Here is a 19,243-nt window from a genome sequence, read left to right as displayed (position 1 = left end):
GAGTCTTCCTTTCCGAAACGGGCGCCGTTGCCCGTGGGTCAGAGATCGAGGACGAGGTCGTCCCCGAGCGCGCGCGAGACGCAGGTGAGCATGGCGGAATCCCGGTCGGAATCCGGCAGCAGCCGGTCCCGGTGATCGATCTCCCCGGCGAGCACCCGCGTCTTGCAGGTGCCGCAGAAGCCTTGCCTGCACGAGAACGCCGCGCCGGGCACCGCGCGCAGAATGGCGGACAGCGCGGATTCGTCACCGCCGACGTCGACGGTTGTTCCGCTGCGCCGCAACGTGATACGGAACGGATCGCCGTCCTGCACGGGCAGCGGGGAGAAACGCTCGGTGTGCACCGAGGCGGTCGGGTCGGTCGCGGAGAGCACGCGTCGCGCGGATTCCATCAGCGGCGGCGGACCGCAGACGTATACGGCGGCGCCGCGCGGGGCCTCGGCCACGAGGGCATCGAGATCGGGGCCGCCGAACTCGTCGTCCGGGCGCACCTCGAGCGTGCCGCCGCGGCAGCGTTCCAGCTCGTGCAGGAATGGCATGCTCGCCCGCGAGCGCCCGAGGTAGATCAGCCGCCACGGCGCGCCGCGGCGCGCGCACTCGGTCACCATCGGCAGGATCGGCGTGATGCCGATTCCGCCCGCGACGAACAGGTATTCCGGCGCGTCGATGTAGGTGAAGGCGTTGCGCGGGCCGCGGATCCGCAGCAGGTCGCCTTCCCGAAGATCGTCGTGCATCTCGCGGGAGCCGCCGTCGCCGTCGGCGAGGTAGCGCACCGCGATGCGATATGTCGTCCGGTCGGCGGGATCGCCGGTGAGCGAATACTGCCGCTGGCGGCCGGATGGCAGGAACACATCGAGGTGCGCTCCTGGAATCCAGGACGGCAGATCCGCCCCGGCGGGCGAACGGAGCGTCAGGCTCACCACGTCCTCGGCCTCGATGACGCGGGCGTCGATCCGCAGCCACACATCGAAACCCGTGCGGCGCACCGGATTCGGGCGCGACAACAGCCCGGCCGTGGCTTCGGAGGTGAAGGTTCGCTTGTACGCGTCGAGCAGACCGGCCATCGCGCGGGCCGGGAGCGGCGGGCGATAGCTCTCGGTCACGACCGCGCTCACCGCTCGCCCGCTCGGGCCGCGGGCGACTGCGCGAGGTAGCGAATCGCGTTGTCCATGGGGCCGAGCTGGGACGGGTGGAAACCCGGCCGCAGATAGCGCGGGATCTCGGTGACGAACGTGGTGAACCGTGGTACCACACCGCGTGCCGAGGCGCTCAGCAGTTGGAGCGGCCAATACCGTCCCTTGTCCGGCTCGGGATCCTTGCGGAACAGGTAGCCGCCGGAGATCACGAACAGGGCGAGCAAGCCGAAGCTCGCCAGCAGGCCGGTCCGCGCCTTGCGGAAATACCCGCCGTCGACGTGCATGTAGGCGTCGTAGACCACGCTGCGGTGCTCCACCTCTTCCGCGCCGTGCCACCGGATGAGATCCAGCATCGCCGGATGCATGTTCTTGGCCTCGAGCTGATCGTTGGTCAGCAGCCACTCGCCGATGACGGCGGTGTAGTGCTCCATCCCGGCGAACAGGGCGAGCCGCTCGCAGAGCCATTCGTGCTTGGCGCGCCCGGTCAGGCCGTGATCGCCGAGCACCCGGTCGACCAGCCAGGACACCGTGTCGACCATCGGGCCGACGTCCAGCCCGATCGACTCCAGATGCTTGCGCGCCTTCTCGTGGGAGCTGGCGTGCATGTTCTCCTGGCCGATGAACCCCTGGACCTCCTCGCGCAGTCGCTCGTCGCCGATGAACGGCAGCGCTTCGGCCAGCGCCTGCGCCATGGCCCGCTCGCCCTCCGGCAGCACCAGGTGCATGACGTTGATGATGTGGGTCGCCATCACCTCGCCGGGGATGTAGTGCATGGGGACCGAATCGAAATCGAACCGCACGTCGCGCGCGTGTATCGCGTGGGCTTGGTCGTCGTACGTCGTTGTTCTCATTCCGCCGTCCTCGCGTCTCATCGTTGAAACAGGCGCCTTCGACGGTATTTGTTGACATCACGTGATGTCAACACTGGACACTCATAGAAATTTCGATGTCTCACATGTCGATTCCTATTGGCCGGGTCCGGCGCATTGGGCCTACCGTCGTCGGTGTCGCCGCTGACGGATCGGGTGCGGACCGTCGGTCCGCCGACGTGGCCACCTGGTCCGAGGCGACGCGCACCGACGACCGAACCCGCCGCGGTTCCGAACGAGGGAGACGAGAATGGCGAACATTCTGTTCGTGATGACCGGTGTCGACTACTGGACACTGGCCGACGGCACCAAGCATCCGACCGGATACTGGGCCGAGGAGTTCGTCGTGCCCTTCGAGGCGCTGAAGGCCGCGGGTCACCGGATCGTGGTGGCCACCCCGGGCGGCGTCGTGCCCGCCGTCGACAAGGGCAGCCTCGCGCCCGAGGTCAACGGCGGCAAGGAGACGGCGGACCATCGCGCGGAGGTCGTGTCCACCAGCCGGGAACTCGCGAACCCGATCGCGCTGGCAGGCGTCGATCTCGCCGACTACGACGCCGTGTTCTACCCCGGCGGGCACGGGCCGATGGAAGATCTCGCCGTCGACGCCACTTCCGGCGCATTGCTCACCGCCGCAGTGCATTCCGGCAAACCGTTGGCCGTGGTGTGCCACGCGCCCGCCGCGCTGCTCGCCGCGACCGGGGCCGACGGGACCAACGTCTTCGCGGGCTACGCGCTGACCGGCTTCACCAATGCCGAAGAGACGCAAGCGGGTTTCGCCGACAAGGCCAAGTGGCTGTTGCAGGATCGGCTGGTGCAGATCGGCGCCGACTTCCGCGAGGCCGACCCGTGGACGCCGAACGTGGTGGTCGACCGCAACCTGATCACGGGCCAGAATCCCGCCTCCTCGGCGGGCGTCGCCGAGGAACTACTGCGGCGACTTTCCTGATCCTGGCCTTGTTTCGTGTTGTACGGCACCGAGGTTCATGGGTAGTGTCGTGGTCGAGACCAGGGGCGTTGTGCCCGAACGCGAGCCGCCGCCGAGACTCGGGCGGGATAGTAAGGGGAACCGGGCCATGATCACGCTCCGGAAAGAAGACGGCGCCGCGGATCTCGCCGGCATCACCAAGCTGAGCGTCGGGGTGAGCTGGGATCCCTCGGCGGGCGCCAGCGGTGGGGCGCTCGGCTGGGCGCGTCGTAAGCGCGGTGTCGACCTGGACCTGATCGCCATCCTCATGCAGGGCAGCGAGCCGGTCCGTTTCGCGGGCCTCGACTCGCTCGATCCGCTGGGCAACGGCGCGGTCCTGCACACCGGCGACGAGCAGACGGGCGCGGCCACCGGCGACGACGAGACGGTGCACGTCACCTTCGCCGACGTGCCCGGCGGCATCGACGCGATCATCTTCGTGGCAGCGGCGTTCAAGAAGGGCAGCTCCTTCGAGAAGGCGAACAACATTTCGTTCAAGGTCTACGACGCCACCGGCGGCAGCAGCCAGCAGGTCGCCGACATCTGGCCCTCCCTGCTCGGCAACGACAATGCCAATGCCGTGGCCCGCACCTTCCGCAACGGCGGCGCGTGGCAACTGGAAGTCCTCAACCGCAAGGGCAAGATCAAGCAGGGCGACAAGCAGGCGCTGCTCCGCTTCGCCATGCAGTAGCGGCGAACGGGCAACCGCGGGAACGGCTTTCACGCCCGACGGGTCAGCGCCCCACGGCGTATTTGGCGAGCTCGACGCGGGCCACCATGCCCAGGTGCACCTCGTCGGGTCCGTCGGCCAATCGGATCGCCCGCGCGGTGGACCACGCCGCCGCCAGCGGGAAATCGTCGGAAACGCCCGCGCCGCCGTGCATCTGCATGGCGAAGTCGATCACCTCCTGCGCCACCGTCGGTACCTGCGCCTTGATCTGACTGATCTCGCTCAGTGCGCCCAAGGCGCCGACGGTGTCGAGCTTCCATGCCGCGTTCAGCACGAGCAGGCGGGCGGAATCGATCGCGATGCGCGCCTTCGCGATGCGCTCCCGGTTGCCGCCCAAATTCACCAGGGGTTTCCCGAACGCCGTCCGCTCCAGGCCGCGGCGGCACGCGGCCTCGAGCGCGGACTCGGCGAGCCCGATCAGGCGCATGCAGTGGTGCACGCGGCCGGGACCCAGTCGTCCCTGTGCGATGTCGAAGGCACGACCGGGGCCGAGGAGGATATTGGCCGCGGGCACCCGGACATCGGTGAACGACAGTTCGCCGTGGCCGAAAGGCTCGTCGTAGCGGCCCATCGCGGGCAGCATCCGCTCGACCCGCACGCCCGGGGTGTCGCGGGGGACGAGGACCATGGTGTGCCGCCGATGCTTCTCCGCGTCCGGATAGGTCGATCCCATGAACAGGATGACCGCGCAGTCGGGATGGCCGATGCCGGTGGTCCACCACTTGCGGCCGTTGAGCACGACCTCGTCGCCGTCGAGTTCGGCGGTCGCGGCCATATTGGTGGCGTCGGAGGAGGCCACCTCCGGTTCCGTCATGGCGAAGGCCGAGCGGATCGTTCCGTCGAGCAGCGGATCGAGCCAGCGGTCGCGCTGTTCCTGGTTCCCGTACTGGAGCAGGACCTCCATGTTTCCCGAATCCGGTGCGTTGCAGTTGAAGACGTGCGGCGCGAGGAACGAGCGGCCGGTGAGCTCGGCGATCGGGGCGTAGTCGGTGTTGCTCAGGCCCGCCCCGCCGTCGGTGCCGAATCGTTCGGCGTAGGCGCCCGCGTGGGCGGCGGGCAGGAACAGATTCCACAGACCCGCGCCGCGCGCTTTCGCGCGCAGTTCGGCGAGCAGCGGCAGCGGCGTCCAGGGGTCCTCGCCGCGGTCGCGCAGCGCGGCGACCTCCCGGTGGTATCGGGCCTCGACGGGCGCGATCTCCTCGTCCATGAAACGGCCGACCCGCTCGACCAGGTCGGCGGCGCGGGCGCTGGGTGCGAAGTCCATGGCTCCTCGTTCTCGGTAGGGGCGACGGCGGTCAGCCGCTCGTAGCCGGGTCCACGATAAGCGGTTTCAGCAGTTCGCCGAGTTGGTCGATGGTCCGATCGATGCCGATCCGGCCGGGTGTCATCGCGCTCTGCAAATGGATCCCGATGGCCGCGCCGACCAGGATGGTCGCGAGATCCTCGGCGGTCATGGCGCCGGGGAGACGGACGAAGCGCTCGATCCAGTGCTTCGCCGACTGCCGGAGCCGTTCGTGCAGCGCCACGTACTTGTCGTGGATCGGGGACGTGGGGTTCACCGCTTCGACGTACAGGGTGACGAACAGCAGCGACGTGCGCGCCATCGATGACCGCTTGGCCTGCGCCACGAGGTCGTAGGCCTGCGCCGAGCGCGCCGCGTCGGCCTCGTCGGAGACCTCGAACAGTGCCTCCGAGGCATGGTCGAGTACCGCGGCGAGCAAGCCCTCCTTGTTGCCGAAGTGCCACGGGATCGAGCCGCGGCTGATGCCGGAACGGAGCGCGACATCGGCGAACGTCGTTTGCTGGTAGCCCTTTTCGACGAACAGGGCGGAGGCGGCATCGATGAGCATCCGCCTGCTCTCCCGGGTGGTCTCGGCGCGTCGATCGGCCACTGCGGTCCTTCCTGCCTGTCGTTTCCGGTGCCTCGATCCTAGGCCATCGGCCATTGACTATTCAGTGGACACATTCTATGTTGGCTGACACAGAGGCGGCCTGCGCCCGGCACGCCGACCTGGACGACAAGTGAGGGCACGCGGTGGATATCGGCAATGCAGTCGTTCTCGTGGCAGGCGGCGCGTCGGGTCTAGGGCACGCGGTGGTGCGCCGCCTGAGTGACGCAGGGGCCACGGCCGTCGTGCTCGATCCCAGAGCGGGCGAATCTGCTTCTCCGGCAGACGATCTGGTGCATCGGATCACCGGCGACGTATGCGAGGAGCGTGACGTCGCCGCGGCGTTGGATCGTGCGGCCGAGCTCGGTGCGCTGCGCGCCGTGGTCAATTGCGCCGGAATCGACCGCACCGGAATGACTCTCGACGCCTCCGGCCCACTCCCGCTGGCGCAGTTCGCGGAAGTGGTGCAGGTCAATCTGATCGGCGCCTTCAACGTGATCCGCCTCGCCGCCGAACGCATGGCGCGGCTCGAGGCCGTGGCGGGGGAGCGCGGTGTCATCGTCAACACGGGGTCGATCGCGGGGTTCGACGCACCGGCCGGATTGGTGTCCTATGTCGCGTCCAAGGCGGGCCTTGCCGGGATGACGTTGGCGGCGGCCCGCGATCTCGCGGGCGCGCTGATTCGCGTCGTCACCGTCGCGCCCGGAATGTTCGATACGCCGATGTTCCGTCGGCTGCCCGAGTTCGCGCAGCGGGCGTCCTTGGCACGGGCGCCGCACCCGGCCCGGCTCGGCGCGCCCGCGGAGTTCGCCGAGCTGGTGGCACACGTGATTCACAATCCCATGCTCAACGGCGACACGATCAGGGTCGACGCCGCGGCCCGGCTCGGAGGACCGTGAAGTCCGGGGTGGAGGCGGGTGGCGGGGGCGAGCCGGTGCGTGACGGCTGTCTCGGGACTCGCCACAAAGTCGTTTGTTGATCTTCGGCGAGAGCGGGTATGCGACCGGCTGAGGCAAGCCGACCGAAGGAGGACAACGTGGCCGTTTCGTCTTCTCGTTCGCAGCGTCGTGCCAACCGTCGACGCCGTTCCGGCTCGGACGAGCAAGCGGGTTCCTTTCACGTGACCATCGCCGCATGGGTCCTCATGCTGTGCGTGCTGAGTTTCACGCTGGCCCTGCTGTAGAAAGCCTGGGTCCGCTGCCACGCTGCGGCGTGCCGTGGCCCAGGTGATGACGAGAGCACTGCTCCGGCCGGTTGACGTTGTCAACTGCGCGGTCCGATCGATGTCGTGGATGCGGATCACGCGGGACACCCAGGCCGTCGATCGGAGCGGTGCTGAGACCGCACGTCGCGACGCTTTGATCGCGAGTCCGTCGACCGGACGGGTTGGTTCCCGGGTCTGTCCGTCGGCACAAAGGCCGTCGGGAAGTTGCCGACCTGTCACAAACTCGCCGGGCCGGAGAGGCCGGGGGAGAGGGTGCGGGCTACGGTGGCGTCGCGTGCACTACCCGCGGGAGGCTTTCATGTCCGCACAGCAGGCCGATCTGGATCTTACGGTGTCAGGTCGCCCGGTATCGACACATCTCGAGGACGTTCGCGCCATATCGCAGCGGATGGTCGGTCATTTCCTCGAGACCATAGCCCCGTGCAACACCCTGCCCGGTGGTGCGCTGGGCGGTGACGTGGCCGCGGTGACTCGCGTGTGCCTGAAGCTGGCGATGCGGATGCTCGACGGCGGCGAGGACATCGCCTCGGAAATCGGGCGGGTCGAGGCGGCCGCCGCGCAGTGGGCGCGCGAGGGCATCCCGATCGATACCATCCAGCACGCGATACACGAGGGTTTCAAGCTGGGTTTCGATCTCGTCCTGGCGAAGGCGACGACCAGCGATCAGGAGAGCCTGGTGAATGTCGCGCGCAGGCTGATGGACATCCTGGACACCATCAGCTCGACCGTGTCGGTCGCCTACGTGCGAGAGCTGAAATCGGTGGTCGGCGAGCACCACACCGCGGTGCACACGCTCACCTCGGCGCTGCTCGGCGGCAACAGCACCTCCACCATGGCGCGTGAGTGCGGTATCCCGATCGCAGACGCGTATCACGTTCTTGCGGTACACATTCCGCCGCACCCGGACGAATCGAATCCCCAGCTGGACCCGAAGGTGGTGGCGCGGCGCAAGTTACGTCGCGTGCAGGCCGAGCTGGCCACCCGGTGCGGGGAGCGTGCGCTGTCGCTGTTGAGCATCGACGGCGGAACGATCCTGTTGCCCGTCGCCGACTTCGACGACACCGCACTGGAACTCCTGGTGAAGTGGCTGACCGACGCGGCGCAGGCGCCGGTCAGAGCGACCGTGGTGGAGGCGGGAGTGCGGCGCATTCCGGAGGCCGCCGACGAGGCGCACGAGCTGCTGGACATGGTGCAGCGGTTGCCGTTCGACTCCGGGCTGTACCGGTTCAACGACATGGCGCTGGAGTATCAGCTGACCCGGCCCGGTCCGGCGCGCGACTTCCTGGCGTCGCTGCTGGATCCGTTGGAGGAGTACCCCGAGTTCCTCGAGACACTTCGGACATACATCGGCACCAACTTGAACCGCCAGCGCACTGCACGGTTGATGAACGTGCACACCAACACCGTCGACTACCGCCTGAAACGGATCGGTCAACTCATCGACTTCGACCCGACCCAGGCATCCGGGCTGTGGTACCTGCGCTCGGCGATGGTGGCCCGCAGCCACCGTGACGCCGACACCATCCTGCGACGGGCCGCGCGGTAGGGAGCGTCACGCGTCGATGTTCAGGCCATGCAGCGTTCCGTTCCAGGCGAACGGTGGCCGGTATCGGTTGCCGACATGGAGCCCGCAGTCGTAGCCCACCGACAGAACCGTGGGCTCGTGCGGGCTCGCGAGCGGGAGCCGGTGGTTGCCGCGACCGCCTCCGACCACCGTGCCGTCCACTATCGCGCCGACGTGCAAGCGCTCGCCCGCGGGGCGCAGGACACAGCCGACGCGGTGTCGCCCCGGGGGCAGTGTCCGGTCGGCTCGCACGTACAGGGTTCCGGCGGCGGTGGTGACGGCGACTCGAAGCGTCGAATCGCTGACATAGACGGCCAAGCCGCCGCCCCGATTGCCCAGCGCGAACAGCAGTCCGCCGGGGTCGTCTTCCGGAGCCTCGATGTCGGCGGTAATGCTGCCGCCGCCGAACAGCGTGGGCAGTGTCTTCTCGACGACGTGTTCTCCGCCGGAGGAGAACACGATCGCGTCGGTGAATCCTGAGACCGTGAACGATCTTCGCGCGAGTGCACCGGATACCAGCGGTACTTCCCGGCCGAAACTCGCGGTATCCCAGCGGTACTCGATATCCTGTGTCACTCTGGCCGGAGTCTCCGACAGTGCGTGGACCAGCGTGTCGTCCACCGTTGTTGCCGAGGTAGCGATATCGACCTTCGCTGCGCGCCTTTGCGAACCGGGCACGTCGAATCCTCGGAACGCGTTTCTCACCTGCACACCCTTGACGATAGGGTGCAACCACCCGCGCCGATCGAGGAAATCCGCCATTCGTGGGACCCACATGAACACGCCGAGAGCCATTGTCTCCGAAAACATGTGTCCCAAAACAGAAATCCCCCCAGCGGCACCGTGCCCCACCCCACCCCGGTTCTTCGCAGAGGCTGTACACGCTTCGCAGCGCCTAGAGACTCTGCGAGGCGAACGAAAGATCTGCGAAGCCGCGCGTTGGGAAGTGGGGTGGGGTGAGCTGTCGGCATGCGCAGCTAATCTGCCGACATGGTCAGATCGGAAGTGGCACTGCGCCGCCTGATACGCAATACGGGCAAGCTGGTTCAGGCGTATGGGTTTCACGGGGCCGATCCGATCTGGGTGCGAATCGAGCCGGGTGGTGTGGCGTCCGTGGGGCGCACCAGGACATTTCGCACATGGACCGAGGGACAGCAGGTGCTGAGGTTCGGCCTGTGGTCGAGCGCCACTCCGACCGCCTGGTGGGAGTTCTGCAACTGGCGCAACGCGCGATCGAGCCTGCCGCCCACGCCGCTCGAGCAGGCCATCGGGCCCGGTCTGATCGCCGACGACGGCATGTCGGACGACCCGGCCGCCTTGTGGTCGATCCGGATCGACCCGGCGCAACCGGGGCAGCAGGCGCTGCAGGCGGACGTCGACGCCATCCGGGCGGAGCTGCCCCGGCGTGTGCACACGTGCGCGCGCCGGGCGCTACGGCTGGTGGAATCGGGACGCTACCTCGATGAGTTGCTGGCGGATTCGGACCCGCGGATCGGGACCTGGGAGGCGATCGCCGTCCTGCTCGCCGACCGCGGGCCGGGAGCGCAACTCGACGACGCGGTCGCCCGCCTGAGGGCGTGCCCCGCGGAAGGGGATGCCTCGGACTACGCGGAAGACGTCATCGCCTACGCGCAAGCCCGAGCCGCCCTGGTGTGAGCAAGCCCCTGACGGGCTTCGGGCGAGATCGTCACCAACTTTCGCCTTGTCGAGCATCGCCATCAGATCTCGTGACAAGACACCGGACAAGGTATCGAGGTGCCGTCGCCTGCTTCTGGTCTGTGGCCTGCGAGTGCGCGAGCGATCAGCCCGTTCGACGTCGGATCCACGACAGGACTGGTCAGTTGAACGAGAAGACCACCGAATCCGATGTAGGCAAGGTTGTTTCGATTCTGCAAACACTCATGGCGATGTTCGGTGGGTTGGTGGTGCGGGGTGGGTACAGTTGGTGTCCGCTTCGGTCTGGCCGTAGGCCCGTCGGCGAGTGGCGGGGGTGGACGTTTTCGTCCTCGAGAGGGGTGGTTCGTGGTGACCGGTGGGCCCACGCCGACAACACGACTCGACCGTGACCGTTGACGCGCCTCCCGGCGGCCGGGATGGGCGGGTGCCGGGATATCTGGGCCGCGTCCTGTATGCGACCGACGATCCGGCGGGGACCTGTTTCCAGGTGGCGCCGGGGGTGTTGGTGACCGCGGCACATGTGTGCGACGAGGTCGGCGCCGGGTATCCGGGTGCGGCGGTCCGGGTGGACGCGCTGGCCGGTGGGGCGCCCGCGTTCGAGGCGAGCGTGGCCCGCCTGGATGCCGTGCACGATCTGGCCGTGCTGACCAGCACCACCGCGCTGGCGGGGTCGGTGGCGGGATGGGTGGCCACCGATCGGGTCGCGTTGGGTACCGCGACGGTGATCACCGGGGCGGTGGATGTCCCCGACCCGCGCCACTCCTACCGCTACCTCGATGCGGATGGGCACTGGGCAGGCGGTACGACCCGTGACGAGCAGGTTCCGCTGGGACGTTTGCAGGCGTCGTCGGTGATGAAGGGGATGAGTGGGGGACCGGTCCGACGTGCGAGCGATGACTTCGTCGTCGGGGTGGTCTCCGAGCGCTACAACGCTGCCGATGGCTGGATGCGCGACAGCGTCCTGGTCGCCCGGATCGAAGACCTGCAACCGCTGCTCGACGGGCTCGCCGGCATCGAACTCACCGGGCTGCCGCCGTTGACGGCTGCGGTCGATATCACGCTCACCGTCACGGACGCCGAAGTGCGTCTGCGCGGCGCCGGAATCGACATCACCGGTGCTCATTCCGGCATTCGGCCCGGTCTGGCGGGCGCATTGCACGACGTGCTGCGCGAGCGCGCCCGCCGCAGCAGAACCGCTGTCGTGCGCACCGGTACCGGGGAGCAGGCCCGGGAATCGGTGCTGGAGACGGTGTCGCTGCGGCGAGCGGGCAGGCTCGCCTCGGAATCGTTTCTGCCACCGCCTGTTTCGGAGGCGCTGGGCGAGTTGCTTGCGCGGGTGACGGCGGTGCACGTGCCACTTCGGATCGGCGTCGAGCCAAGAGGATTCGCGGTGGTGCCGTGGGAGGCGTTGCCGGATCCGGTGACGAGCAAGCCGTTGGCGTTGCATCCGTTGATCACCGTCTATCGGCGGCTGCCTGCGGTGCCGGTGCGTCCGATCCCGGGGCCGTTGCGGATCCTGGTCGCGATCGCCGCCCCCGACGAGGGCGACGGGATGGTCCTGGACTACGAACGTGAACTGCGCAACGTGCTCTCGGCGGTGAAGGGCGCCCGCCACGGTGACGCCGAGGTTCGGATCGTCGAGTTCGCGACCACTACCGCGATCCGTGCGGAGTTGGAGCAGTTCCCCGCCCACGTCTTGCACCTGTCCGGTCACGGCACTCCCGGCCATCTGCATCTCGAAACCGGCACCGGCGCTGCGCGTCCGATGACCGCCGCGGAGTTGCTGTCCGAGGCGATCCCGGCGGGGGCGATGCCACCGGTGATCGGTCTGGCCGCCTGCTACACCGATGTCGCCGACGAAGCCGGCGCCCCGTCCTTCGCCGCAGCGCTCCTGGCGGAGGGAGCGAGTGTGGTGATCGCGACCGAGACCTCGGTGACCGACCGCTACGCCACCGCCTTGTTCGCCCGCGTCTACCAGCATCTGGCCAACCACCCGGTCCCGGATGTGGTGGCCGCGGTCGCCGAAGCCCGCCGCGTCGTCCACCACCAGTGGTCGACCTCCCCCGACCCCCGCGACAACCACCTCGCCGCCCTGGACGAATGGAGCGTCGTCACCGTTCTGGCCGCCCACCCCGGCGTCGAGGTCTACCCACCGGCCACCGGCAACGAATCCGCCACCCCGAGAACCCGTGCGGCGGCGGTCGCGGGGGACGGGCTGGTCCAGCGGGAAACGGGAGATTTCGTCGGGCGTCGCCGCGAATTGCGCACCCTCCCCGATGTTCTGGAAGGCAACCAGTACTCCGGGATCGTGATACACGGGCTCGGTGGGATCGGCAAGACCACCCTGGCCACCCAACTCCTGCACCGCCAGCAGTGGGCGAGACTCGTTGTCGTCTTCACCGGCGAGCTCACCATCGACAGCCTGCTGTCCACCCTCGCCCACCGCATCGGCCGCTATTACCTCATGGACAGCGACAACTCGCCGGACCGCACCATCACCCAGGCACTGCAATACCTCACCCACGTCGACCAACCCTGGGAAGATCGGCAGCAGGTGTTGCGGGAGTACGTGCTCGACCAGCTCCCGATACTGGTGGTGCTGGACAACTTCGAAGACAACCTCACCGGCACGTACACCGTCACCGACGACGCTCTGGCGAGACTGCTCGCGAAATGGATCATCGACCCCGGCCGCAGCCGGCTGCTGGTGACTTGCCGGTACCGGTTCGCACTACCCGAGCGGGCGCACACGCTGCTCCTGGCGCACCCGTTGGGGCCGATGTCGCGGGCGGAGACGTTCAAGCTGATCTGGGCCCTGCCCGCCTTGGATCGCCTCGACGACAGCGAGCTCGACCGGGTGTGGCGGTTGGTCGGCGGGCATCCCCGCAGCCTGGAGTACCTCGATGCCCTGCTCGACCACCGCGTCGGCCGATACCGCGACATCACCGCCCGCCTGGAGAACGCGCTCGCCGCCTACCCCGGCACGCGCCCCGTCCTGACCGCAGGCGCCGACCTGGACGCCGCCCTGGCCACCACCATCACCGTCATCGCCGACGACATCCTGCTCACCGAACTCCTCGACCGCCTCACCCCCGACGCGCGACGACTGCTGATCGGCGCCTCGGTCTATCGCGAACCCGTCGACTACAACGCCCTGCTCTTCCAGATCGGCGCCGATGATCCCGGCGCCGCGTGGACACCCGACCGAGAGAAGGCCGAACAGAGTATCGTCTCGATCCTCACCGGGCACGGCATCGACCCGACCGCCGAGGAGTTCGGCCTCGATCGGCTTCCGCCGGAGATTCTCACCGCGATCACACCCGCGCTCACCGAATTCAACGCCGCCCCTCGGCCGCCGGTATCCACCGACCTCGACACGACCGGACTGGTGCAGGAGCTGTGGTCACACAGTCTGATCAGCATCGACGCCCAACGCGAGCAAGTGTTCGTGCACCGCGCCACCGCCACCGCGCTCCACGAAAGCCTCCACCGCCAGCGTCGCGAGGCCGAGGTCACCGCCGCGCACTCGCGCGCCGCCCGCTACTGGTGGTGGCGGGAACAAGTGTGGCCCCAAGACCGTGACGCCGATCTGCACGACCTCCTCGAAGCCCGCCAACACCTTCAGCAAGCCGGCCAGGTTTCCGCCGCGATCGCGGTCACCGCGATCATCACGACCCGGCTGCGCACGATCGGCGCCCGGGACCGGGAAGCCGCCCTCATCCATCACACCCTCACCCAACTTCCCGCCGACTCCCCGGACCGCAGCCCCTGGCTCGAACAGCTGGGCAACCTGGCCCATCTGCGAGGGGACTACGGTGCGGCCGAGCGCCTGTACCGGCAGGCGCTGGCCATCAACGAAGAGGTCGGCGACCGCTTGGGTATTGCAGGCATTTCGCATCAGCTGGGGATGCTCGCCGCGGGCCGAAGGGATTTCACTGAGGCCGAGCGTCTGTACCGGCAATCGCTCGCGATCAAGCAGGAACTCGGTGACAGCGAAACCATCGCCGTCACCTTGCATCAGCTGGGAATTCTCGCCGGGGATCGGGGAGATTTCGAGGAGGCCGAGCGTCTGTACCGCCAATCGCTCACGGTCAGTGAAGAACTCGGTGATGCCGCCACCATCGCCATAACCCTGCATCAGTTGGGGATTCTCGCTGGGAACCTCGGGGATTTCGACGAGGCCGAGCGCCTCTACCGGCGATCGCTGGCGATCAAGGAAGAACTCGGCAACCTGTCCGGTATCGCTGCCTCCTTGCATCAGTTGGGAATGCTCGCGGCGGGCCGGGGGGAGCTGGGTGCGGCCGAGCGCCTGTATCGGCGGTCGCTGGAGATCAGGGAAGAACTCGGCGACCTGTCCGGTATCGCTGCGTCCTTGCATCAGTTGGGAATGCTTGCCGAGGGTCGGGGCGACTACGGTGAGGGTGAGCGTCTGTACCGCCAAACACTGGCGATGAGTAAGGAACTCGGCGACGACGCCACGGTGGCCATTGCGGCGACCAGTCTGGGGTTTCTCGAGTCGGCGCGCAACCAGTTCGCCGAAGCGGTTCATTGGCAGCTGGTTGCTTTGCTGCTGCGGGTAGAGCTGGAGCGCGCAGGGATGGCTATGGTCGACCTCGGACGTAATGTGCGCGCCCTGCTCGAATTGCGCAGGCGGATGGGGCGTGCGGAGTTTCTCGCCAAGGTGACCGATCTGCTGTCGTCCGAGGAGGCACGACGCCTGGAGGAGCAGTTGGACTCGGTCTCCGGCGAGTAGCCGAACCTCGCGGGGGTGAGATCGGTCTCGGTGTCACCGCCTTGCCTCGCAGGCACTCTCGCCTCTACGCTTTTGCCGCGAGCAATCGCCGTAAGCGTTCACGTCAATCAACGCACCGATTCCACCGTTCGGCGGGATCGCTGCCATTGACGACCTTACGGAGACTCCTGTGTCCACCAGCAAGACCACTGCTCGGCCAGTTCGCAAACTCCCCGCACGGTACGCACCGGTGCTGCTGCCCATGCTCCTGTCGATTCTGATGACCTGCGTGGTCTCGCTCATCAGCACGCTGATCAGCGACGGCCTCGCCATCGGCCAGTGGCTGCGCGCGTGGGCGGTGTCCTGGCCGATCGCCTTTCCCACCCTGCTGCTCGTGCTTCCACTGGTCCGCAGGCTCACCGCGGCGATGGTGCAGACGCCGTCGTAACGGGTGGATTCCTCGACTCGTCCGCAGCGGCCCCGAGTGGCAAAGTTGTCGAAATCCGGGCGGCCACAACAAGACTGCCCGACACGACTGCTTGGAGACGCATTGAACATCCAGTACTCACCCGTCGAGGAACTCAACCTGCTGAAGGAATTGCAGGATGGGCTCGGCTTCGAGAGTTACGCCGATGGATTCGGTCTGACGGACTTCGGGGACATCTCCGGCCTGGTGGCAGGCTGGTCGAAGGATCCGGAGTTCACCGACCGGCTGATTCCCTTCGCGCAGGCCAACGGTTCCGGTTCGTTCTACGCGCTGTGGCGTCTCGACGACCGGGACGATCTGTCGAGCCTGCCCGTGGTCGTCTTCGGAGACGAAGGCGGGCAGCACGTCGTCGCCCGCCACGTGCGGGAGTTGTTTCAGCTCCTCGGCTTCGACTCGGAGATACGAGTCGATTGGGAAGAGGTGTACTTCTATCGCGACGAGGACGACGCGTACAGCGACAGCCACGACGAGTTCGTGGCATGGCTCGACGAGAACTTCGGTCTCCCGGTGGCGGAGGACCCCGCGGCCGTCCTCGCGGCAGCGCAGGCGGAGCTGGGGCAGCGGTTCACCGACTGGGTAGGGCCGTTCCTCCCCTGAGGCCCCTGTAACGACAGGGGGATCATCCGATGACTCTCGCAGGGGATGTCCCCCGGCCATCCGGAACCCTTGCACGCCTGGCCCATTCGGGCCAGGCGGCGTCTGGTCACCGAGAAGGGCGATCCCGGCGGGAGCGATAGCCTCCGGGCTGCCTGCATTTCGTCGGCAAGGATCGTTCTGGGCGCGACGCGTCCGAGGCGGCGCCCGATCGGCCCGCGCAGCGCCGGGCGGACGTCGACACCGATGTAGGTCACCGCCTCGAACTCTGGAACTACTTGACAAGTTATACATACATGCTTACATGTATCCCATGAAGCGGTCGGTGGTTGAAGCGCGGGAGACGCGGACGAGCATTCTGGCAGCGGGGTTGGCGTCTTTCGCCGAGCTTGGCTGGGAGAGAACGACATTCGTGGGCGTGGGGGCGCGGGCGGGCGTGACGCGCGGCGCTGTTCATCACCACTTTCCCGACAAGGTGTCGTTGCTGACGGCAGGTCTGGACGAGGGATGGGCCGATGCCGCTGCGCCGCTGCTGGAAGCTCTCGCGGCCCGTGACGTACCCGGCGGGCAGCGGCTGGTCGAGTTCGTGGCGGGCTATGTGCTCGCGTTGACCGGTGACGACCGGTTCCGGCGGCTCGCGATCGTATCCACCATCGTGGCGCCCCAGGCGGTCGCGCTCGAAGCCGGGCTGGCCGCCAAGCGACGCGGCATGTCGGCATGGGAGGACGGGATCCGGGAAGCGCTGACCGACACCGCATTTCGTCCAGGCGTCACCGCGGATATCGCGGTGCTCGCGATCGTGACTCTCATCCATGGACTGACGATGACCGCCGCGACCCAACCCGAGCTGCTGCCCGCCGATACCGCGGGCGCACACGGGTTGGCCACCGGTTGCGTCCACGGTCTGGTGGCCTGAATCGACCAGACCTCATCCCCTCGGCCGGTCGCATCCGCGCGCCGAGATCCAGCGACCTGCCAGACGCGGGTCGCATTGCAGAGAGGCAATTTTCGTGTCCGCTCGTATGAGCAATAGTTCCTCGACCGCGGCGGTGATCGTCGCGTGCCTGGCCTTGTTCACCGACATGTTCATTTACGGATTGGCGATCCCGGTACTGCCGCTGCTATCGGCGACCGTTGACGCGGGCCCGGCCGCGACCGGGTTGCTGTTCGCCGGCTACGCCGCCACGATGCTGTTGGCCACACCGGTGGCGGGCGCCCTCGTGGACCGGCACGGACCGCGCATGCCCCTGTTGATCGGTTTGCTCGGTCTGGCCGCTGCCACTGTCCTTTTCGCGCTCGGCGGGCCGTTCTGGCTGCTGCTCGTCGGTCGCACCCTGCAGGGGTTCGCCGCGGGCATGGCGTGGGTGGCGAGCCTTTCGCTGATCGCTGCCACGGTGCCGTTCGCCAAGCGCGGACCGGTGATGGGTGTTGCGATGAGCATGATCAGCGTCGGTATCCTCGCCGGGCCCCCGGTCGGCGGGCTGCTGGTCGAGCACTTCGGCACCGTTGTTCCGTTCCTGCTCGCCGCCGGACTCGCGGTCGTCGACGGTCTCGCTCGCGTGGTGTTCGTCCGCGTCGATCACGCCGCGACCGACGACCCCACGGGGCCCTTGGCGGTGCTGCGAGTGCCCGGTACGGTCCCGGTCGTCGTGGTGGTGCTCCTCGGCGCCGCGATGATCGCCTCGATCGAGCCGGTGCTCCCGCTGCACTTGGCCCTGTCCTTCGACACCGGCCCGGTGGGCATCGGTCTGCTGTTCGGCCTGACCGTCATCGTCGGCGCCGTCCTCAATCCGATCGTCGGTGCGCTGATCGGCAAGGTCGATGCTCGCCTGCTCGTCACCCTCGGCATCCTCGTCGCCGCCGTGGGCCTTGCCCTGATGGCGGTCAGCGCCCAGCTGTGGCAGGTGATCATCGCGATGATCCTGCTCGGAGCGGCGATGGCTTTGCTCTCGGCGCCCGGCACGACGCTGATCGGGTTTCAAGGCCAGCGCACCCGGCCACCGGCCCTCGGCGGCGCCTACACCCTGTTCAACCTCGCCTACGGCGCGGGCCTGATGACCGGTCCGGCGATCGCAGGCGCACTGACCGACGCCTTCGACCTGCGGGTCGCGCTCCTCGTCGTCGGTGCCGCGATCCTCATCGCAGGTCTCGCCGTCATCGCCAAACTTCCGGCGGCGCTGGGCATTTCGTTCCAAGCAGCCGAACGCGAAGAACCCGCACAGCGACCGGACCGGTCCGCGACACCACGTCCCTGACTCCGGTAGCCGGCGTTCGCGATCCTGCGGTGGGGGGTTGCCTCCAGGCGGTGGATGCTCGCCGGCTCACTCGTCGGCCCGGCGGTCTTCGACGAAGCGGCGTTGGTCGGCCAGAAACCCCTCGGCGAACAGGCTGCGCGGGGCGGCGAGTGCGGTGAGGTAGGACTTCACCGCGCTGTCCTCGATGCTTTTGCGTACCAGCGAGTGTCGTGCGTCGCTGTAGCTTTGCACCTGAAGCTGACCCGGTCGGGCGAGTTGCGCCCGATAGGTCCGTTCGGTGTCGGCGATGTCGACGTTGAGGTCGTGTTCGGCCAGTATCAGCAGCACCGGGATCCGCACTTGCGCCAGGTCGGCGGTGGCATCGGCGGTGTAGTTCTTCTGGATGAACCGCCAGCGGTCGGCCGTGAGTCCGGTGACGCCCGCGGCTTCGGCCTCCGGGAAGGTCGCGGCCCGCTCGAGCAAGGCCAGCGTGTTCTCCCGCCGGGCGAGTGCGTCGTCGACCTCCGCTCGGGTGGCGCCACGCTCGCGGAGTTCGGCGAGCGTGTGGTACCGGCCCTGTTGCAGCCAGTTGACCGCGGGGGAGACCGCGATCACGAACCGCAACCGGGAATCCTGTGCGGCGACCTTGGGCAGTACCCAGCCGGCTTGGCTGGCGCCCCACAGTCCGATCCGGTCCGGATCGATCTGCGTTCGCGTGCGTGCCCACTCGATGGCCGCGAGCGTTTCCGCGGACCGGTCGGTCATGCTCTGGTCGAGCCAATTGCCCGGCGCCCCATTGATTCCCGCCTTGTCCCAGGACAGCGAGGCGTATCCGGCGGCGGCGAACGACTCCCATATCGGCCGATAGAACGTCTCGCCGGTGGCATCCTTGGGTCCGTCACCGTGCACGAATACCACCAGCCCGAAGGGGCCCTCGCCGTGCTCGGGGAGAGCGAGCACGCCCTGCAGTGGTTGGCTCGCACCCGGGATGGTGACCCGCTCCTCGCGCAGGTCGTACGTGTGCTGATACACCACCCACCCGCCTGCCGCCGCGCACACCGCGACGACGGCCAGTATCGACATCAGGATGCGGAGGGACTTCCGCCGGTGCGGCTGCATCACCCCACCATAACGTTCAGACTGGA

Annotated in this window: 17 protein-coding genes; 11 read left to right on the top strand and 6 right to left on the bottom strand. The window is 67.8% G+C overall.

The genetic code is table 11. The features are described from left to right. Positions 1-38: 38 nt before the first annotated feature. Complete coding sequence (locus tag NL1_RS19380; RefSeq protein ID WP_067841329.1) at positions 39-1,061, bottom strand: PDR/VanB family oxidoreductase; 1,023 nt, start codon at positions 1,059-1,061, stop codon at positions 39-41. A 47-nt stretch (positions 1,062-1,108) separates the two neighbouring features. After that, positions 1,109-1,984: a metal-dependent hydrolase gene (locus NL1_RS19375; protein WP_084510757.1), complete on the bottom strand. Its 876-nt coding sequence runs from the start codon at positions 1,982-1,984 to the stop codon at positions 1,109-1,111. Between the two features lie 268 nt (positions 1,985-2,252). On the opposite strand from NL1_RS19375, the gene NL1_RS19370 reads away from it, so the two are divergent. Continuing rightward, complete coding sequence (locus NL1_RS19370; RefSeq protein ID WP_067841293.1) at positions 2,253-2,948, top strand: type 1 glutamine amidotransferase domain-containing protein; 696 nt, start codon at positions 2,253-2,255, stop codon at positions 2,946-2,948. A 127-nt stretch (positions 2,949-3,075) separates the two neighbouring features. Next, positions 3,076-3,657, top strand: coding sequence for a TerD family protein (locus tag NL1_RS19365; protein WP_067841292.1), 582 nt, complete (start codon positions 3,076-3,078; stop codon positions 3,655-3,657). A 43-nt stretch (positions 3,658-3,700) separates the two neighbouring features. Here the strand turns inward: NL1_RS19365 and NL1_RS19360 are convergent, their stop codons facing one another. Then, positions 3,701-4,960: an acyl-CoA dehydrogenase family protein gene (locus NL1_RS19360; protein ID WP_067841290.1), complete on the bottom strand. Its 1,260-nt coding sequence runs from the start codon at positions 4,958-4,960 to the stop codon at positions 3,701-3,703. A 31-nt stretch (positions 4,961-4,991) separates the two neighbouring features. After that, a complete protein-coding gene (locus NL1_RS19355) occupies positions 4,992-5,588 on the bottom strand; it encodes a TetR family transcriptional regulator (RefSeq protein WP_156094945.1) in 597 nt (198 codons plus the stop codon). A gap of 143 nt (positions 5,589-5,731) precedes the next feature. On the opposite strand from NL1_RS19355, the gene NL1_RS19350 reads away from it, so the two are divergent. The 3 genes from NL1_RS19350 to NL1_RS19345 all read left to right on the top strand — a co-directional run bounded on the left by NL1_RS19350 (position 5,732) and on the right by NL1_RS19345 (position 8,356). Continuing rightward, positions 5,732-6,484, top strand: a complete 753-nt coding sequence (locus NL1_RS19350) for an SDR family NAD(P)-dependent oxidoreductase (protein ID WP_067841288.1) — start codon at positions 5,732-5,734, stop codon at positions 6,482-6,484. A 137-nt stretch (positions 6,485-6,621) separates the two neighbouring features. After that, entirely contained in the window at positions 6,622-6,768 is a 147-nt protein-coding gene (locus NL1_RS37725; protein ID WP_156094944.1) for a hypothetical protein, read from the top strand. Positions 6,769-7,108: 340 nt separating this feature from the next. After that, positions 7,109-8,356, top strand: coding sequence for a PucR family transcriptional regulator (locus NL1_RS19345; protein WP_067841286.1), 1,248 nt, complete (start codon positions 7,109-7,111; stop codon positions 8,354-8,356). Between the two features lie 6 nt (positions 8,357-8,362). On the opposite strand, the gene NL1_RS19340 is transcribed toward NL1_RS19345, so the two are convergent. After that, entirely contained in the window at positions 8,363-9,052 is a 690-nt protein-coding gene (locus tag NL1_RS19340; protein WP_156094943.1) for a hypothetical protein, read from the bottom strand. A 312-nt stretch (positions 9,053-9,364) separates the two neighbouring features. Between NL1_RS19340 and NL1_RS19335 the strand changes: the two genes are divergently transcribed. The 6 genes from NL1_RS19335 to NL1_RS19310 all read left to right on the top strand — a co-directional run bounded on the left by NL1_RS19335 (position 9,365) and on the right by NL1_RS19310 (position 18,119). Then, complete coding sequence (locus NL1_RS19335; RefSeq protein WP_067841282.1) at positions 9,365-10,030, top strand: hypothetical protein; 666 nt, start codon at positions 9,365-9,367, stop codon at positions 10,028-10,030. A 406-nt stretch (positions 10,031-10,436) separates the two neighbouring features. Next, on the top strand, positions 10,437-14,804 hold the full coding sequence (locus tag NL1_RS19330) for a tetratricopeptide repeat protein (RefSeq protein WP_156094942.1): 4,368 nt from the start codon (positions 10,437-10,439) through the stop codon (positions 14,802-14,804). A 169-nt stretch (positions 14,805-14,973) separates the two neighbouring features. After that, the gene (locus tag NL1_RS19325; RefSeq protein WP_067841278.1) at positions 14,974-15,231 is read left to right on the top strand and encodes a DUF2798 domain-containing protein; all 258 of its coding nucleotides are present in this window, start codon (positions 14,974-14,976) and stop codon (positions 15,229-15,231) included. Positions 15,232-15,333: 102 nt separating this feature from the next. Further along, positions 15,334-15,867 (top strand): hypothetical protein, encoded by a 534-nt coding sequence (locus NL1_RS19320; RefSeq protein ID WP_067841277.1) that lies wholly within the window; start codon positions 15,334-15,336, stop codon positions 15,865-15,867. A gap of 301 nt (positions 15,868-16,168) precedes the next feature. Then, positions 16,169-16,780, top strand: coding sequence for a TetR/AcrR family transcriptional regulator (locus NL1_RS19315; protein WP_084510754.1), 612 nt, complete (start codon positions 16,169-16,171; stop codon positions 16,778-16,780). A 106-nt stretch (positions 16,781-16,886) separates the two neighbouring features. Next, entirely contained in the window at positions 16,887-18,119 is a 1,233-nt protein-coding gene (locus NL1_RS19310; RefSeq protein ID WP_067841273.1) for an MFS transporter, read from the top strand. A gap of 66 nt (positions 18,120-18,185) precedes the next feature. Here NL1_RS19310 and NL1_RS19305 read toward each other — a convergent pair whose 3' ends face one another. Beyond that, entirely contained in the window at positions 18,186-19,187 is a 1,002-nt protein-coding gene (locus NL1_RS19305; protein WP_218024453.1) for an alpha/beta hydrolase family protein, read from the bottom strand. Positions 19,188-19,243 lie beyond the last annotated feature (56 nt).

This window comes from Nocardia lijiangensis NBRC 108240 (assembly GCF_001613045.1).
GTDB lineage: Bacteria > Actinomycetota > Actinomycetes > Mycobacteriales > Mycobacteriaceae > Nocardia > Nocardia lijiangensis.
Note: the sequence above shows the minus strand (reverse complement) of the source record. Positions and strands in the feature narration are given on the sequence as shown.

Bases quoted from the DNA above. Each gene is read 5' to 3' on its own strand.
- NL1_RS19375 (WP_084510757.1), bottom strand. From the start codon at position 1,984: ATGAGAACAACGACGTACGACGACCAAGCCCACGCGATACACGCGCGC.
- NL1_RS19365 (WP_067841292.1), top strand. From the start codon at position 3,076: ATGATCACGCTCCGGAAAGAAGACGGCGCCGCGGATCTCGCCGGCATC.
- NL1_RS19345 (WP_067841286.1), top strand. From the start codon at position 7,109: ATGTCCGCACAGCAGGCCGATCTGGATCTTACGGTGTCAGGTCGCCCG.
- NL1_RS19370 (WP_067841293.1), top strand. From the start codon at position 2,253: ATGGCGAACATTCTGTTCGTGATGACCGGTGTCGACTACTGGACACTG.
- NL1_RS19310 (WP_067841273.1), top strand. From the start codon at position 16,887: ATGAGCAATAGTTCCTCGACCGCGGCGGTGATCGTCGCGTGCCTGGCC.
- NL1_RS19315 (WP_084510754.1), top strand. From the start codon at position 16,169: ATGTATCCCATGAAGCGGTCGGTGGTTGAAGCGCGGGAGACGCGGACG.
- NL1_RS19380 (WP_067841329.1), bottom strand. From the start codon at position 1,061: ATGGCCGGTCTGCTCGACGCGTACAAGCGAACCTTCACCTCCGAAGCC.
- NL1_RS19335 (WP_067841282.1), top strand. From the start codon at position 9,365: ATGGTCAGATCGGAAGTGGCACTGCGCCGCCTGATACGCAATACGGGC.
- NL1_RS19360 (WP_067841290.1), bottom strand. From the start codon at position 4,960: ATGGACTTCGCACCCAGCGCCCGCGCCGCCGACCTGGTCGAGCGGGTC.